The following is a 16,553-nucleotide window of genomic DNA, read 5'->3' on the forward strand; positions in this document are numbered from 1 at the left end:
TATTTTTATGTGTTTTTTTATAACATCGAAATTCGTTCAAGATTATATTAATAATATCTAGTTGGTTTATGGAAAGGATGGATAAAATGGCAACAGACGTTAAGAAACTTGTATCTGAAATGACACTTGAAGAGAAGGCATCACTCCTTGGCGGAGCAGATTTTTGGCATACAAAAGCAGTCGATAGACTTGGAATCCCGAAGTTCATGATGTCAGACGGACCTCACGGTCTTCGTAAGCAGGACGAGGAGGGTGATCACCTCGGAATTAATGACAGTATCAAGGCAGTTTGCTTCCCAGCAGCATGTGCTACAGCATCCAGCTTTGACACAGAGATGATAGGAAAAATGGGTGAAGCCATCGGTGATGAGTGCCAGGCTGAGAACCTTTCAATAGTTTTGGGACCCGCTGTTAACATAAAGAGAAGCCCTCTTTGCGGAAGAAACTTTGAGTATTTCTCAGAGGATCCCTATCTTGCAGGTAAAATGGCAGCAGCTTACATTAATGGAGTTCAGAGCCGTCATGTAGGCACAAGTATCAAGCATTTTGCCCTGAACAACCAGGAATATTTCAGAATGAGCAATTCCTCTGAGGTCTCAGAGAGAGCAATGCGTGAGATTTACTTCCCGCCTTTTGAGATCGCGGTTAAGGAATCACAGCCGAAGACTGTAATGTGCTCCTATAACAAAATTAATGGAACATATTCTGCAGATAACGAGTGGCTCCTTGATAAGGTTCTTAGAAAGGACTGGGGCTTTGAAGGCTTCGTAATGACAGACTGGGGCGCAGTTAACGACAGAGTACAGGGCGTAAGAGCAGGACTTGAGCTGGAGATGCCCGGTGATTCTTCAGTTAACGACGCTAAGATCGTTAAGGCAGTTAAGGACGGAAGCCTTGATGAGAAGCTCGTGGACAGAGCATGTGAGAGAATCCTCACAGTAGTCTATGACTATTTTGATAATAAGAAGGAAGGCGTGGTATTCGACAGAGACGCTGACCATGAGAAGGCAGTGGAAGCAGCAGTAGAGTGCGGTGTTCTTCTTGAGAACAACGGAATTCTTCCTCTTGATCCTTCCAAGAAGATCGTATATATCGGTGAGTACGCAGAAACACCCAGGTATCAGGGCGGCGGATCAAGCCATATTAATTCTTCCAAGGTTACAAGTGCCCTTGATTCAGCAAAGGCAAAGGGAAGAAACGTAGAATATGTAATGGGATTCCCCGGACAGAAGGATGAGCCCCTTGATAAGGCAGAGCTTGAAAAGGCAGTAGCTGCAGCAAAGGGCGCTGACGTGGTTGTCATTTTCGCAGGTCTTCCTGATGTAATTGAGTCAGAGGGATATGACCGCGCAAACATGAATATGCCTGCAGCTCAGAACGAACTCATTGAGGCAGTTACAGCAGTTAACGAGAATACAGTAGTTGTACTTCACAACGGAAGTCCTGTAGAAACACCCTGGGCAGACGACGTAGCAGCTATTCTTGAGATGTACCTTGCAGGACAGGGCGTTGGTGAAGCTACAGACCAGCTCCTCTATGGTGAGAAGAACCCCAGCGGACATCTTGCTGAGTCCTTCCCCTTCAGAGTTCAGGACAACCCGTCTTATCTTAACTTCAACACTGATCCTGAGAAGTGCTATTATTCCGAGGGAGTTTATGTAGGCTATCGTTACTATGACAAGAAGATGATGCCTGTAAGATGGGCGTTTGGTCACGGTCTTTCATATACAACCTTCGAGCTCTCTAACATGAAGCTGTCATCTGACAAGATGACAGAGGATTCCACAATAAAGGTATCTGTTGATGTTAAGAACACAGGCGATGTAGTAGGAAAAGAGGTTGTTCAGCTCTATGTTGGTGACCTCAACGGAACCTTCGACAGACCTGTTAAGGAGCTCAAGGGCTTTGCAAAGATTGAGGTAGCTCCCGGAGAGACCAAGACGGTTACAATGGAAATTGATTACAGATCACTAGCATATTTCGAGGAGAGTATGGGTGACTGGTTTGCGCCTTCAGGAAAGTATGAGCTTCTCGTAGGCAACTCAAGTGATAACATCACACTTCGTGAAGAGATATGCTTTGAGACTAAGAAGGTTAAGCCCATGAGATGCGATTCCTCAATCACAATCGGAGAACTCATGGCAAATCCTGCAACAAAGCCCATCATCGATGAGATGATGAAGAAGGCTGCTGAGAATTCACCTTTTGGTGATCCCAGTGAAGCAGTTGGCGATGAAATGATGCAGGCAATGATGAGATTCATGCCACTTAAATCTGCAATGTCATTTGGCATGATGACAGAAACCGATATGGAGCAGCTTTTGAGCGCAATAAGCGCTGCACTCGGCCAAAGGTAATGAGCTCTGTATTTTGATAGAAGCGGGCAGGACGAAAAGTTCTGCCCGTCTTTCTTTGCCAGTAATGATGGTTGTTGCTATAATGTAATTTGTTATGAAACGCACATTATATCTTAAATTTCTAATTGCATATCTGCTGTTTGCAATTTTCGGTTTTATCATGGTGGCGACCTTCGTTTCCAACATGACGGTAGAGCATTGCAGACGCGAAAAGGCAGAGAGTCTCTACGCTGAGGCAACACAGATAGCCAATACCTATGCGGCAGATCTGTATAACAGTGAGACGTCACTTGATACTGTTCAAAGGCAGCTCTATGCCCTTTCCCAATATATGGACGGTGCAAGGATATGGATCGTTAACCCCTCAGGTCGACTGGTTCTTGATTCATCAAACGTAATTGCACAGGGTGAGGAGATAAAGATTCAGGGCTTTGACCCAGCAGCAACGGCTGGAACCTACTACACGATCGGTAACTTCTGGGGCAATTTTGAAGAGGACGTCCTCTCCGTATTTGCACCAATCACAGCTAATTACAAGGTTCAGGCCTACGTTATTATTCATACGCCTATGAGTCAGATAAGGAAAAAGGCGGATGAATTCCTGAACATCTCATATCTGATGCTGATAGTAATGTTCCTTTTGTCACTGATAATCCTGATATTCTTCACAGAGCTAGTTTATATTCCGCTTAGGAGAATTACCCAGGCTACGGAGGAGTACGCAGCCGGTAACATGGACTACGAATTCTCAGTGGAGTCCGAGGATGAGATGGGATATCTGGCAGCCTCCCTGTCCTACATGGCAGGTGAGATAGCAAGGCAGGAGGACGATCAGAAGAAGTTTGTTGCGAACGTATCCCACGATTTCAGGTCTCCCCTTACATCAATCCGTGGCTACATTGAGGCTATGCTTGACGGAACGATCCCACCGGAGATGCATGAAAAGTATCTGGGGATAGTTCTTAATGAAACTGAGCGCCTTACAAAGCTTACAAACGGACTTTTAACTCTGAACAATCTTAATGCCAAGGGAATGCTCCTTGAAAAAGCCGATTTTGACATAAATCAGGTAATAAGAAATACGGCAGCATCCTTCGAGATGACCTGTCTTGAAAAGAAGATTGCCATAGAGCTTGTTCTTACAGATGATAAGATGATTGTTAACGCTGATATGAGTAAGATTCAGCAGGTTCTTTATAACCTTCTGGATAATGCAATAAAATTCAGTCATCATGACTCAGTCATTAAAATAGAGACCACCGAGAAGAAGAGTAAGGTATTCGTATCGGTTAAGGACAGCGGAATCGGAATCCCCAAGGAAGATCAGAAGATGGTATTTGAGCGATTCTATAAGTCCGACGCCTCAAGAGGAAAGGATAAGAAGGGAACCGGTCTAGGTCTTTCAATTGTAAAAGAAATCATCAAGGCCCACGGAGAAAATATTAATTGTATTTCAACCGTCGGAGTGGGCACGGAATTCATCTTTTCAATCCCTAAGGCAGCATCTATGGACAGGGATGAGGAAGTATGAAAATGTCCATTTTTCTGGTTACTGATAATAAGGGATAATTTTCGAGAAATAACGTTATAGGAGTTTTCAATGCATATTGTTTTACATCAGCCGGAGATACCACAGAACACCGGCAACATAGGGCGCACTTGCGTAGCTACAGGTAGTACCCTGCATCTTATCGAGCCCCTTGGCTTTGCCCTTCACGGCAAGGACATAAAGAGAGCCGGAATGGACTACTGGGATAAGCTTGATTACACAAGATATAAAAACTACGAGGACTTCAAGGAAAAGCACCCCGGCGCAAAGGTATGGCTTGCAACTACCAAGGCAAAAAGATCCTACACAGAGGTTTCCTTTGGCCCTGACGACTACATAATGTTTGGAAAAGAAAGCGCAGGAATCCCTGAGGAGATTCTTGTGGATAACGAGGAAGATTGCATCAGAATCCCCATGGGACACGACATCAGATCGCTTAATCTGTCTAACTCAGTGGCAATTGTTTTGTATGAAGCACTAAGACAAAACGGCTTCCCCGGAATGGAAGAGGAAGGCGAGCTTCACAGACTGCATTGGAAATAGAAATTTTAAGGTTTTCAGTCAGTAATAAGGAATGCGCTTTAATTGACGTAAAGGAATCGTGACATTTTTCAGGCTGTTCAGCCAAGAATAAGGATTGAGTTTCAGTTGACGTAAAAAAATAAGAGAATATATTTCACTAGTAAGTCAGTTAGAGATATAGAGTGGATATTGATGTAACAGTGGAGCAATGTTTCGGACTGTGATTCAGTCAGTAGGTCGTTGGAAGTTCAGTCAGACGTAAAGAAAAAACGTAAGACAAAATTATGTTTCAGTCAGAAACAACAAATGAGAATAAACAGGTGTAAAGCAAGTTGTTAAGTCATTTCAGTAGTTCAGTCGGAAGTACTAAATGAAAGCAAACAGGCGTAATGTAAGTTGATTCTTAACTACAACCGTTCAATCGGAATCAATAAAATAACACTAACAGACTTAACGGATGTAACATACCAATTTTTTGAATCAGTCGGCATGAAGAAATAGTAGCAGATAGACGTAAAGTTAAGTTTAAAGGTTATGGCAAAGGAAACAAGATGAAAAAAAGCAAGGAAAATACACCTTATAGCAAGGGTGATATCTTAGAAGTGAAGATAGAGGACATAGGCAATGACGGAGAGGGTATTGGCAAGGTTGATGGCTATACCCTTTTTGTTAAGGATGCGGTTATTGGAGATACAGTTAAGGTCTCAATAATGAAGAGCAAGAAGAACTACGCCTATGCCCACCTTGATGAGGTTATAACTCCATCAGAATACAGAATAGATCCTCCCTGTCCTGTTTCAAGAGCCTGCGGAGGCTGTCAGATTCAGAATCTTGACTACAAAAAGCAGCTGGAATTCAAGAACAACAAGGTTAGAAACAATATTGTAAGGCTTGGCGGATTTGAGCCTGAATTCATAGACAGCATCATGGAGCCTGCACTCGGTATGGATGGTGAGGGTTCTGATGATAATGCATTCAAAGGGGGAAAGCTGCCGGCATGCTTCAGATACCGCAACAAGGCACAGTTCCCCATTGGAACTGATAAAAACGGCAACCCCATAGCTGGATTCTATGCGGGCAGAACCCATGCGATTATTCCGGTAGAGGACTGCCTTCTTGGCGTAAAAGAGAATAAAGAGATATTGGAGATAGTGCTCTCTCACATGAAAAAGCACCATATTCCTGCTTATGATGAGACCACAGGAAGGGGCGTTTTACGTCATGTACTAATTCGTAAGGGCTTTAAAAGCGGAGAGCTGATGGTGTGCCTTGTCATCAACGAGGACGGTAAAAAAGGTAAGCAAAACAGTGAAGGTAAAAATGCCCAGAATGCAGATAAAATCTACTTCAAAGGGCAGCAGGAACTCATTAATAGACTGGCTTCTATTAATGACTTAAAGAGCATCACGGTCAATATTAACAATGAAAAAACCAACGTGATTCTTGGAAATGAGATACATACCCTCTGGGGAGAGGACCATATTAAGGACACCTTATGTGGAATAGAGTTTAGTATTTCTCCGCTGTCCTTCTATCAGGTGAATCCGATTCAGACGGAGAAGCTGTATAATACTGCGGTTTCCTATGCAAATCTTACAGGTAATGAAACGGTATGGGATCTTTACTGCGGAATCGGAACCATCAGTCTGTCCATGGCTAAGAAGGCAGGACATGTCTATGGAGTTGAAATCGTTCCCCAAGCGATTGATAACGCAAAGGATAATGCAAAAAATAACAATATAGATAACGCGACTTTTTATGTTGGCAAGGCAGAAGAGGTTCTTCCAGCATTCTATGAAGGTAAGCTTGATGAACAAGAAAGCAAAGGGGCAGAAGATGCCATGCCAGATAGAGAAAAGGCTCTCCACCCGGATGTCATCGTTGTCGATCCGCCACGCAAGGGGTGTGATGTCAACTGCCTCGAGACAATGCTCAAGATGAAGCCTGACAGAATTGTCTATGTAAGCTGCGATTCAGCAACACTGGCGAGGGATCTTAGAATCCTTGTGGACGGCGGCTATGAACTTAAGAAGGTTCGCGCCTGTGATATGTTCCCCAATACGGTTCATATCGAGACGGTAGCACTTTTATACCCGAGTATCCACGCTAATGCAGATCGATGGCTATTCCCTTGATGCTCAGAAGACCAAGATGAAAGCTTTCTGTGATTACAACGGGTATGAGATTGCTGGGGAATATGAGGATATTGAATTCATACTTTGCAGGGATTATTGAAAAACAGATACTATTGTTACCCAATACTTTATCTGATAAAATCCCAAGTATGGGGACACAGGAAACTACAAACAAACTGAATAAGCAGAGAATGCTTTTATTAACAACTGTGCTCTTTACCCTGGCTACGCTGGTGGTGGGAGCACTTGTTTTTCGCTTCTATATGGCTGATTTCGGCAAAGCCTCCGAGGCGACAGAATATGATAAATACTACGTGATGATAACCGACAACTACAAGGCGGACTTCTGGCAGGCAGTGTACAAGGGGGCTTTTGATGCTGCCAAGGAGCAGAACATATACGTAGATCTTTTGGGACAGAACATTGCAGGTGACTACAGCTGCGAGCAGCTGATGAAAATTGCCATAGCATCACAGGTTGACGGAATCATAGTCTTTGCCAATGAGAGCGAGGAGATGACAAATCTCATAAACGAAGCAGATGATAAAGGGATACCGGTAATCACACTTTACGGTGACAGCACCAAATCCAAGAGACGAAGCTTTGTGGGCGTCGGAAGCTACAACATCGGAAGAGAGTACGGCAGACAGATTTTCAATATAATCAAGGAAAAGCGAAGAGAGGACTTTATAGAGTCTGAAAAGATGGGACACCGCAAGACCATGCAGATAGCGGTTCTTGTTAACACGGATTCCCAGGACAGCGGACAGAACATCATTATCTCCGGACTTCAGGAGACCCTTGATCAGGAAAATGCCACAAACTCTGAGTTTTCGATTTCGATAGTTCCTGTGGATAATAAGAATCCTTTTTCTGTAGAAGAGTCTATCAGAGATATCTTCCTAAATGATACAGTTCCGGATGTAATCGTGTGCTTAAATGAGCAGAACACAATCTGCGCATACCAGGCGGTTGTAGATTTCAACAAGGTTGGAGATGTTAATATCCTTGGCTACTACAACTCCGAATCCATCGTTAACGCAATTGATAAGGGTATAGTTTATGCCACAATTTCAATTGACACAAGACAGATGGGGCAGTACTGCATAGAGGCACTGTCAGATTTCTACGATTACGGGACCACCAGTGAATACTTCACTGCGGATGTAACACTTATAAACGGGAAAAATGTAGCTGAATATCTGATCAAGGAGGAGAGCGATGAATAGATTCTTTAATCTCCCCCTACAAAAGAAAATAGTCAGCATATACATGGCTGCCAACATCATTATTTTCATAGTAAATGTATTCCTGATACTGGGAATCAACAGCATGGCTTTGGATATGGAGATGGTCTATCAGGATAACAGACAGCTGAACGAGCTGGCCAATTCTCTGACAGAGGTTCAGGACAACATGACCAGTTACTTAAGCTCCAAGACCACGGACTCACTGGAGAGCTATTATAAAAGTGCCCAGACGCTTCAGAATCTCGCTGAAGAGCTGGACGGACCTGTGACGGATCAGTCGTTTAGCAGAATGAGGCGCAACATCAAAAATATGGCCATCAACTATCTGGATGGGGTTTCACAGACGGTTGAAGCAAAGCGCGGAAGAAATGTTGAAAAATACAGGACACACTACGAGGATGCGACAGAGCTCTACGAATACATCACAGCTTACATCGCAAGACTTAATAACGAGCAGTTTGTAAGTAACTCTGATCGCTACACGGAGCTTGCGAAAGCCTTCAGGACCTTTGAGAGCACCTCGATAATAGTCCTTACTCTTGTCATGATCGGTAATATCGTCAGTATCATCATAATAGTTGGGATGATGATAAATCCGTTAAAAGAGCTGGCATCCTCTGCCAATGAAGTGGCGGCAGGTAATTTTGATACCAAGCTTCCGGGGACGCCCTATCACGATGAGATAGGTATAGTTACAAAGGCCTTCAACAAGATGGTGGTCAGCATTAAGGAGTACATAATAAGGCAGCGCGAGAGTATGGAGAAGGAGCGCCTCATGCAGGAAAAGGAGCTCACCATGGAGGCTCACTTAAAGGACGCACAGCTTAAATACCTTCAGGCGCAGATAAATCCGCACTTCCTTTTCAACACCCTTAATGCCGGTGCACAGCTTGCAATGATGGAGGGCGCTGATAAGACCTACGAATATGTGCAGACCGTAGCGGACTTTTTCAGATATAATGTAAAAAATCATGAGACAGAGGTTACCGTTGGGGAAGAGGTAACCCTTGTTGATAACTACATAAGGATACTGAATGTAAGATTTTCTGGGGATATTCAGTATGAAAAGCAGGTGGATGAGAGATTACTCTCGATCGAAATGCCCAACATGGTGCTTCAACCAATAGTTGAAAATGCTGTGAACCATGGAATCAGGGAAATGGGAGATCAGGGCAGGATAACCCTCAGGGTATACAGGGAAGGCGACGATGCCTGCATAAGCGTATGTGATAATGGTAAGGGTATAAGCCTTGTGGACATAGACCGCATTCTTGACGGAAGCTGGAGCAAGGATGAACAGCAGCATGATCACAACGGAATCGGAATGGTAAATGTAATTTCAAGACTGAGGCTTTTTACGGGAAAAGAAAATGCGGTTTCCATAAGGAGCGGAGGTATTGAAAAGGGGTGCGAGGTTCTGATAAGACTGCCGCTAAAATGATATTGGGAAGGTGTCAGCTTAGCTGACTAATTGGGGATTAGTAATAATGTATAGGATAATGCTAGCCGATGACGAGGGTATAGTCATCGATTCAATGAAATTTATCATAGAGAAGGAATTTGGTAATCTCTGTGATGTCGAATTCGCGAAAACCGGAAGAAGCGTAATAGAGCTTGCAGAGCGCTTCAGACCGGATATCGCCGTCATGGATATTCACATGCCCGGAATTAACGGCATAGAAGCCATGAAAGAGATCAAGAAATTTTCCGCAAATACAATTTTCATAGTAATGACAGCCTATGATAAGTTTGATTACGCAAAAGAGGCAATAAAGCTGGGCGTTCTCGACTATATCAATAAGCCCGTGGACAGGATGAAGATAATTGAAGTCCTGAAAAAAGCCATGGCTCAGATAGACAGAGAGCGTGAAAAGAGAAGTAACGACCTTATCATCAAGGAAAAGCTGGAGACCATCGAGCCCATAATCGAGAATGGTCTTATTTACGACATCCTTCTTCAGGAGCACTTTGACGAGGACATCAACAGCTACAAGACAATTCTTGGAATAGAAGAAAATTATGGCTACATGATGGCCATAGTCAGCGGTGATTCCCAGGAGGGAAACCACATGACCAACGCCATCGGAAGCTCGGTCAAGGTCTCCGGAAAATATCAGGAAATAAGAGAGGGTGTAAAGGAATTTTTTGACTGCAAGATCGGAAATGTAATGGCCAATAAGATCGCTGTTCTGGTGCCCTCCTACTCGCAGAAGATGGAATACGCCACAAGAACCGAGGTCGTGGATAAGGCAAGGGATCTTGCAAGGTACTTAAGGAAAAAGACCGATATAAAATTTCGCATTGGAATAGGAAAAATCAAACCCCTAAGAGAGCTTGGCGACTCCTATCACGAAGCCCTAAACGCACTTATTGCAACGACAGGAACCGTGGCCCATGTGGAGGACCTTCCCATAAGCTGCGACTATGATGAGGGCTATCCCATCGACCTTGAAAAGCCGCTTTTTGATGCGGTATCCAAGGGAGACCTGGACGAGGCTATAACCATAGCTAATAAATATGCGGACTGGATGAGCAATGCCGTAAACGGTGGCGACGTGATGGATATGCGTCTTAAGGTTCTGGAGTTCTCGCTGTATGCGGAGCGAATCATGTACTTAAACGGCGGACAGACCTACCACTACTCCGCAAGAAATCACTATCTTCCTGAGATAATGGCGCTTGATACGCCGGATCAGCTAAGGAGCTGGTTTATCGACAAGATATCCGCTGCCTGCAAGAACGTACTTATAAAGCGCGAGGAAAAGTCAACGGATGCCATAAAGATGGCGAAGCGATATATCGAGGAGAACTTTTCAAAGGACATCTCCCTTGATGATGTATCGAGGGTTGTTAATATCTCGCCCTACTATTTCAGCAAGATTTTCAAGGAGGAGAGCGGAAGTAACTTCATTGAATATCTGACAGGAATAAGAATAGAGAGGGCGAAGGACCTTTTGATCAATTCCGATAAATCCATGAAGGAAATCTGCTCAATGTGCGGATATACAGATCCCAACTACTTCAGCAGAAGTTTCAAGAAAAACGTTGGAGTAACCCCGACAGAATATAAGGAAGGAAAGTTCTCCGCAAGGCAGGCAGAAGAGACATGAAAATAAAAACGAATAGCATTTTTTTAATATTGAAAAGACTGACTGCCGTAGCACTGGCTATGACCATGGTGGTAGCGTGCCTTTGCGGATGCTCTACCGAGGAAAAGGGGCAGAGCGGTCAGAGTAAAACAGACAGCGATAAGATACAGATAGGAATGACCTTTGATTCCTTTGTTATAGAGAGATGGCAGAGAGACAGGGACGTATTCGTATCCATGGCAAAGGAGCTTGGCGCCGATGTAAACATCCAGAATGCCAACGGTGATGTGGCGGAGCAGAAAAGGCAGATTGAGTATTTCATCAAAAAGGGAATGGATGTCATCGTCATAGTCTGCATAGACTCTGCATCAGTAAGGCCAAACCTAAAGAGGGCAAGGGACGCCGGAATAAAGGTGATAGCATACGACAGACTGATAAGCGAAGCGGATGTTGATCTCTACATATCCTTCGATAATGAGAAGGTTGGAGAGATGATGGGACAGGCACTTGTGGACAACGGACTTACCGGCGGAAAAGTGCTAATGATAAACGGCGCTGAAAATGATAACAATGTCCCCATGGTCTGCACAGGTTTTGAAGCAGTCATGGAGGAGAATGGAAACGAGATTCTGGACAAATATTACGTGGAAGGCTGGAAGGCTGAACTGGCAGCTGATTACATCTACAGTAATATGACTAAGGTTATTGAGTGCGACGCAATAATGTGCGGAAATGATGACCTTGCAAGCCGCGTGGTTACGGCACTTTCTGAAAAGCGAATGGCAGGGAAAAAGATGGTTGTGGGACAGGATGCCGACCTTGAGGCGTGTCAGCGAATCGTCGAGGGAACTCAGCTTATGACAGTATATAAGCCCATTGAAAAGCTTGCCCAAAGAGCAGCAGAGTGTGCGGTCAAGATGGCGAAGGGCGAGGAAATAACACAGACCATAAGCGGGATAACAACCAAAAATGACGGAGCCTATGATGTTCCATATCTTAAGATAGATCCCGTAAGTGTAAATGCCGATAACATGGATGAAGTTATCATAAACAGCGGCTTTCACTTAAAGGAGGATGTATACTTAAACGTCCCCTCCAAGCTGAAAGAAAATTGAAGCCTTTTTGGTGATCGGGAAACCGTAAAGAATAGCACATTTTTAAAATTAAAGACTCTTATAGCAAAAAAATGCTATAAGAGTCTTTTTTTCGTGAACCCTGATTATAAAAATTTGAAGAATATCATAAATTATTCCTAAAATTACTGTGATAATGTATATCCTGTAAAGAGCGGGTAAAAATATCCGCAGGAAAATTTCTCAGAAAATTTCTCAATAGGGAGGGAAACAAAAATGAAGAGAAAACTTGTTAGTACTTTTCTTAGTGTAGCAATGGCTGCATCACTTCTTGTAGGCTGCGGCGGTGGATCTGCACCTGCATCATCTGACACACAGACATCAACAGAAACAACAACAGAGACAGCAACTGAGACAGAGGCTTCCACAGAGGAAACTACTGAGGCAGCTACAGAGGCTGAATCAACAGAAGAAGCTACAGAGGCTACTGAGACAACAGCTTCAGGCGGCGGTAAGGTCGGCGTAGCAATGCCTACTAAGGATCTTCAGAGATGGAACCAGGACGGCGAGAACATGCAGAAGCAGCTCGAGGAAGCTGGATACGAAGTTGACCTTCAGTATGCATCAAACGATATCGCTACTCAGGTTAACCAGATTGAGAACATGATTTCTTCTGGCGCTCAGGTTCTTGTAATCGCATCTATCGATGGTGATTCACTTGGAACAGTTCTTGAGCAGGCTAAGGAGCAGGGCGTACAGGTTATCGCTTATGACCGTCTTATCATGAACTCAGACGCTGTTAGCTACTATGCAACATTCGATAACTACATGGTAGGAACAAAGCAGGGTGAGTACATCAGAGATCAGCTTGATCTTGACAATGCTGCAGGCCCCTTCAATATCGAGATCGTAACTGGTGATCCCGGTGACAACAACGCTAGATTCTTCTATGGCGGTGCAATGGATGTTCTTAACAAGTACATCGATGAGGGCAAGCTCGTAGTTAAGTCCGGACAGAAGGAATTCGACGAAGTTGCTACAGCTAACTGGGCAACAGAGACAGCTCAGTCCAGAATGGACGCTATCATTTCTGCAAACTACGCTGATGGCACAAAGCTTGATGCAGTTCTTTGCTCAAACGATTCAACAGCACTCGGCGTTACCAATTCACTTGAAGCTAACTACACAGGCGATTGGCCGATCATTACTGGTCAGGACTGTGACGTAGCAAACGTTAAGAACATGATCGCTGGTAAGCAGTCAATGTCTATCTTCAAGGATACACGTACTCTTGCAGCTAAGACAGTAGAGATGGTTGACGCTATTATGAAGGGCACAGAGGCTCCTGTAAACGATACAGAGACATATGACAACGGAACAGGTATTATTCCTTCATACCTTTGCGAGCCCGTATTCGCAGATGTAAACAATTATAAGGAACTTCTTATCGATTCTGGTTACTACACAGAGGATCAGCTTCAGTAATACTAATTGAATGTATTCTTTCGGGGCGGGTATTAAACCCGCCTCGAAGTATGCATTAAGTAATCACCCGGTGAGGTTCTTTCGAACCTGATGTACTACTTAGTTCTGGCGAGGGCTTGTCCCGAGAGCAGAACCTCAAAATTATAATGGGATAGGGTATCTATAAAAATGGAAAAGCAAATTGTGAAAAGGAGGGGTTAACTTGGCGAAGATCTTACTTGAGATGAAAAATATCACCAAAACCTTCCCCAACGTAAAAGCTCTGGATAACGTAAATCTCCAGGTTGAAGAAGGCGAAATCCACGCACTGGTAGGTGAGAATGGTGCAGGTAAATCTACACTGATGAACGTACTTAGCGGAATTTATCCGTATGGAACCTACGAGGGCGATATTATATATGACGGTGAAGTGTGTAAGTTTAACGATATCAAGGACAGTGAAGGAAAGGGTATCGTTATCATCCACCAAGAGCTTGCACTTATACCATACATGACAATTGCGGAGAACATGTTCCTTGGAAATGAAAGAGGAACAAAGTTTAAGATCAACTGGAACGAAACCAGTGATCTTGCACGTAAGTATCTTGATGTTGTCGGACTTAAGGACAGCACCGAGACATTGATTAAGGACATTGGTGTTGGTAAACAGCAGCTTGTCGAAATAGCGAAGGCTCTTTCAAAGAATGCAAAGCTTCTTATCCTTGACGAGCCTACATCTTCACTTAATGAGTCAGATTCACAGGCACTTCTTGATCTTATGCTGAAGCTGAAAAAAGAGCAGGGACTTACTTCTATTATTATTTCCCATAAGCTCAATGAGGTTTCCTACGTTGCAGACAAGATCACGGTTATCCGTGACGGATCTACAATCGAGACAATGACCAAGGGTGTTGATGATTTCTCAGAAGCAAGAATCATCAAGGGCATGGTTGGACGTGAACTTTCCGATCGTTTCCCTTCAAGAGAACATCATATTGGCGATGTAAAGATGGAAGTTAAGAACTGGAATGTTTACCATCCTTTATATATGGACAGAAAGGTTGTCGACAACGTAAGTATCAACGTAAGAAAGGGTGAAGTTGTAGGTATTTCCGGACTTATGGGTGCAGGACGTACAGAGCTTGCAATGAGTATTTTCGGAAGAAGCTACGGCGAGAAAATTTCAGGACAGCTTACAATAGATGGAAAAGAAGTTGTATTAAAGAACGTACAGAGTGCTATCAAGCACGGACTTGCGTATGTAACTGAGGATAGAAAGGGTAACGGACTTATCCTTACAAATCCCATCAAGATAAATACAACACTTGCAAACCTCGAAGAGGTCAGCAAAAAGAGAATCATCGATAAGGATAAAGAGTACAAGGTTGCTGTTGATTATAAGGAAAAGTTAAATACCAAGGCTCCTTCAGTAGAGCAGAATGTAGGAAACCTTTCAGGTGGTAATCAGCAGAAGGTACTGCTTTCAAAATGGATGTTTGCAGACCCTGACATACTAATCCTTGATGAGCCTACAAGAGGTATCGACGTAGGTGCTAAATACGAAATTTATTGCATTATCAACCAGCTGGTAGCTGAGGGCAAATCAGTTATCATGATTTCCTCCGAGCTTCCCGAAATCCTCGGAATGTGCGACAGAATCTACGTAATGAACGAGGGCAGAATGGTAGGAGAACTCGATGGTAAAGATGCTACACAGGAAAAAATTATGACTTACATCTTACAGTCATCCGGAAAGAAGAAGGAGGTTAATCATGAATAAGGACCAGGTAATTGGCTTTATAAAAAAGAACACTATGATATTCGTTCTTATCATAGTATATGCATTTTTCTCATTTAGAACAGGCGGAGCAATTCTCCTGCCTATGAATGTTAGTAACCTTATTTCACAGAACGCATACGTATTCGTACTTGCAACAGGTATGCTGCTCTGTATTTTAACAGGTGGTAACATCGACCTGTCAGTTGGATCAGTTGTCTGCTTCGTAGGTGCTGTCGGAGCTACACTTATGGTAAATATGAAGGTTCCTGTATGGCTTTCAATTATCATCATGATCATCATCGGTACAGCAATCGGTGCATTCCAGGGCTTCTGGATCGCATTTGTAAGAATTCCTCCTTTCATCGTAACACTGGCAGGAATGCTTGTTTTCAGAGGACTTTCAAACGTAGTACTTAACGGACTTACAGTTTCAATCAAGGATAAGAGCTCATTTGTTAACCTCTTTGGTGGTGGTGCAGACTGCTACATACACGATGTTTTTGGAAACGGAACACTTAACCTTACATGTCTCTTTGCAGGACTTGTTGCTGCTGCACTTTTCATCATGATCCAGGTAAGCACACGTATGCAGAGAACAAAGAAGAACTATGAGGTTGAAAACTTCGGTGCATTTATCTGCAAGCTCGTTGCTGTATCAGCAGTAATCATCATCTTCTCTTACAAGCTTGCTCAGCACAAGGGTATTCCTACAGTTCTCATCTGGGTACTTGTAGTAGTTCTTGTTTATGGTTACATCACAAGCAACACAACAGTTGGACGTTACTTCTACGCAGTAGGTGGTAACGAGAAGGCTACAAAGCTTTCCGGTATCAATACAAACAAGGTTTACTTCCTTGCTTACACAAACATGGGATTCCTTGCAGCACTTGCAGGAATGATCACAATCGCAAGACTTACATCCGCTCAGCCTACATACGGTCAGAACTACGAGATGGATGCTATCGGTTCCTGCTTCATCGGTGGAGCATCTGCTTACGGCGGAATCGGTACAGTTCCCGGAGTTATTGTCGGTGCGGTACTCATGGGTGTTATCAACCTTGGTATGTCACTTATGGGTGTTGATGCCAACATGCAGAAGGTGGTAAAGGGTGTCGTTCTTCTTGCAGCCGTTATCTTCGACGTTGTATCTAAGCGCGGCGGTAAGCTGATGGTTAAGAACTGATAATAGAAATAATAAAAAGTTTGGAATAAAAAGAAGACCTTTGTCTGACGGTTATCGTTTGGGGGAACAAACTGTTTTATGAGGGGTGATTCAAGGTGCTGTACCAATAGGGTACAGCGCCTTTTTGTTTATTATATTTTTACTATTTCAT

Annotated in this window: 11 protein-coding genes and 1 pseudogene; all 12 read left to right on the forward strand. The window is 43.5% G+C overall.

Annotation, left to right across the window (positions count from 1 at the left end; all coding sequences use genetic code 11):
• The first annotated feature begins 86 nt into the window (after positions 1-86).
• Positions 87-2,357 carry a glycoside hydrolase family 3 C-terminal domain-containing protein gene (locus G587_RS0103285; protein ID WP_026491077.1) on the forward strand — a complete coding sequence of 757 codons (2,271 nt, stop codon included), beginning with the start codon at positions 87-89 and terminating at the stop codon, positions 2,355-2,357.
• A gap of 94 nt (positions 2,358-2,451) precedes the next feature.
• The gene (locus tag G587_RS0103290) at positions 2,452-3,888 is read left to right on the forward strand and encodes a HAMP domain-containing sensor histidine kinase (protein WP_026491078.1); all 1,437 of its coding nucleotides are present in this window, start codon (positions 2,452-2,454) and stop codon (positions 3,886-3,888) included.
• Between the two features lie 69 nt (positions 3,889-3,957).
• Positions 3,958-4,449 carry a tRNA (cytidine(34)-2'-O)-methyltransferase gene (locus G587_RS0103295; RefSeq protein ID WP_026491079.1) on the forward strand — a complete coding sequence of 164 codons (492 nt, stop codon included), beginning with the start codon at positions 3,958-3,960 and terminating at the stop codon, positions 4,447-4,449.
• 530 nt (positions 4,450-4,979) lie between these two features.
• A complete protein-coding gene (gene rlmD, locus G587_RS21200) occupies positions 4,980-6,563 on the forward strand; it encodes a 23S rRNA (uracil(1939)-C(5))-methyltransferase RlmD (protein WP_051200649.1) in 1,584 nt (527 codons plus the stop codon).
• A pseudogene (locus tag G587_RS25310) lies at positions 6,538-6,633 on the forward strand (hypothetical protein); the annotation flags it as partial. The gene rlmD and the pseudogene G587_RS25310, both read left to right, overlap by 26 nt.
• Positions 6,634-6,712: 79 nt before the next feature.
• Positions 6,713-7,792 (forward strand): substrate-binding domain-containing protein, encoded by a 1,080-nt coding sequence (locus G587_RS0103310; protein WP_035785617.1) that lies wholly within the window; start codon positions 6,713-6,715, stop codon positions 7,790-7,792.
• Positions 7,785-9,254, forward strand: coding sequence for a histidine kinase (locus tag G587_RS0103315; RefSeq protein WP_026491081.1), 1,470 nt, complete (start codon positions 7,785-7,787; stop codon positions 9,252-9,254). The genes G587_RS0103310 and G587_RS0103315 overlap by 8 nt, the downstream gene beginning before the upstream one ends.
• A 46-nt stretch (positions 9,255-9,300) precedes the next feature.
• Positions 9,301-10,923 carry a response regulator gene (locus G587_RS0103320; RefSeq protein ID WP_026491082.1) on the forward strand — a complete coding sequence of 541 codons (1,623 nt, stop codon included), beginning with the start codon at positions 9,301-9,303 and terminating at the stop codon, positions 10,921-10,923.
• A 29-nt stretch (positions 10,924-10,952) separates the two neighbouring features.
• Complete coding sequence (locus G587_RS0103325; protein WP_026491083.1) at positions 10,953-12,017, forward strand: sugar ABC transporter substrate-binding protein; 1,065 nt, start codon at positions 10,953-10,955, stop codon at positions 12,015-12,017.
• A gap of 234 nt (positions 12,018-12,251) precedes the next feature.
• Complete coding sequence (chvE, locus tag G587_RS0103330; protein ID WP_026491084.1) at positions 12,252-13,460, forward strand: multiple monosaccharide ABC transporter substrate-binding protein; 1,209 nt, start codon at positions 12,252-12,254, stop codon at positions 13,458-13,460.
• A gap of 202 nt (positions 13,461-13,662) precedes the next feature.
• Entirely contained in the window at positions 13,663-15,219 is a 1,557-nt protein-coding gene (gene mmsA, locus G587_RS0103335; protein ID WP_026491085.1) for a multiple monosaccharide ABC transporter ATP-binding protein, read from the forward strand.
• Positions 15,212-16,402, forward strand: coding sequence for a multiple monosaccharide ABC transporter permease (gene mmsB / locus G587_RS0103340; protein ID WP_026491086.1), 1,191 nt, complete (start codon positions 15,212-15,214; stop codon positions 16,400-16,402). The genes mmsA and mmsB overlap by 8 nt, the downstream gene beginning before the upstream one ends.
• The last annotated feature ends 151 nt before the right edge of the window (positions 16,403-16,553 follow it).

This window comes from Butyrivibrio sp. XPD2002 (genome assembly GCF_000423945.1).
Lineage (GTDB): Bacteria > Bacillota > Clostridia > Lachnospirales > Lachnospiraceae > Butyrivibrio.

Bases quoted from the DNA above. Each gene is read 5' to 3' on its own strand.
- G587_RS0103290 (WP_026491078.1), top strand. From the start codon at position 2,452: ATGAAACGCACATTATATCTTAAATTTCTAATTGCATATCTGCTGTTT.
- rlmD (WP_051200649.1), top strand. From the start codon at position 4,980: ATGAAAAAAAGCAAGGAAAATACACCTTATAGCAAGGGTGATATCTTA.
- G587_RS0103310 (WP_035785617.1), top strand. From the start codon at position 6,713: ATGGGGACACAGGAAACTACAAACAAACTGAATAAGCAGAGAATGCTT.
- G587_RS0103285 (WP_026491077.1), top strand. From the start codon at position 87: ATGGCAACAGACGTTAAGAAACTTGTATCTGAAATGACACTTGAAGAG.
- chvE (WP_026491084.1), top strand. From the start codon at position 12,252: ATGAAGAGAAAACTTGTTAGTACTTTTCTTAGTGTAGCAATGGCTGCA.
- G587_RS0103315 (WP_026491081.1), top strand. From the start codon at position 7,785: ATGAATAGATTCTTTAATCTCCCCCTACAAAAGAAAATAGTCAGCATA.
- G587_RS0103295 (WP_026491079.1), top strand. From the start codon at position 3,958: ATGCATATTGTTTTACATCAGCCGGAGATACCACAGAACACCGGCAAC.
- G587_RS0103320 (WP_026491082.1), top strand. From the start codon at position 9,301: ATGTATAGGATAATGCTAGCCGATGACGAGGGTATAGTCATCGATTCA.
- mmsB (WP_026491086.1), top strand. From the start codon at position 15,212: ATGAATAAGGACCAGGTAATTGGCTTTATAAAAAAGAACACTATGATA.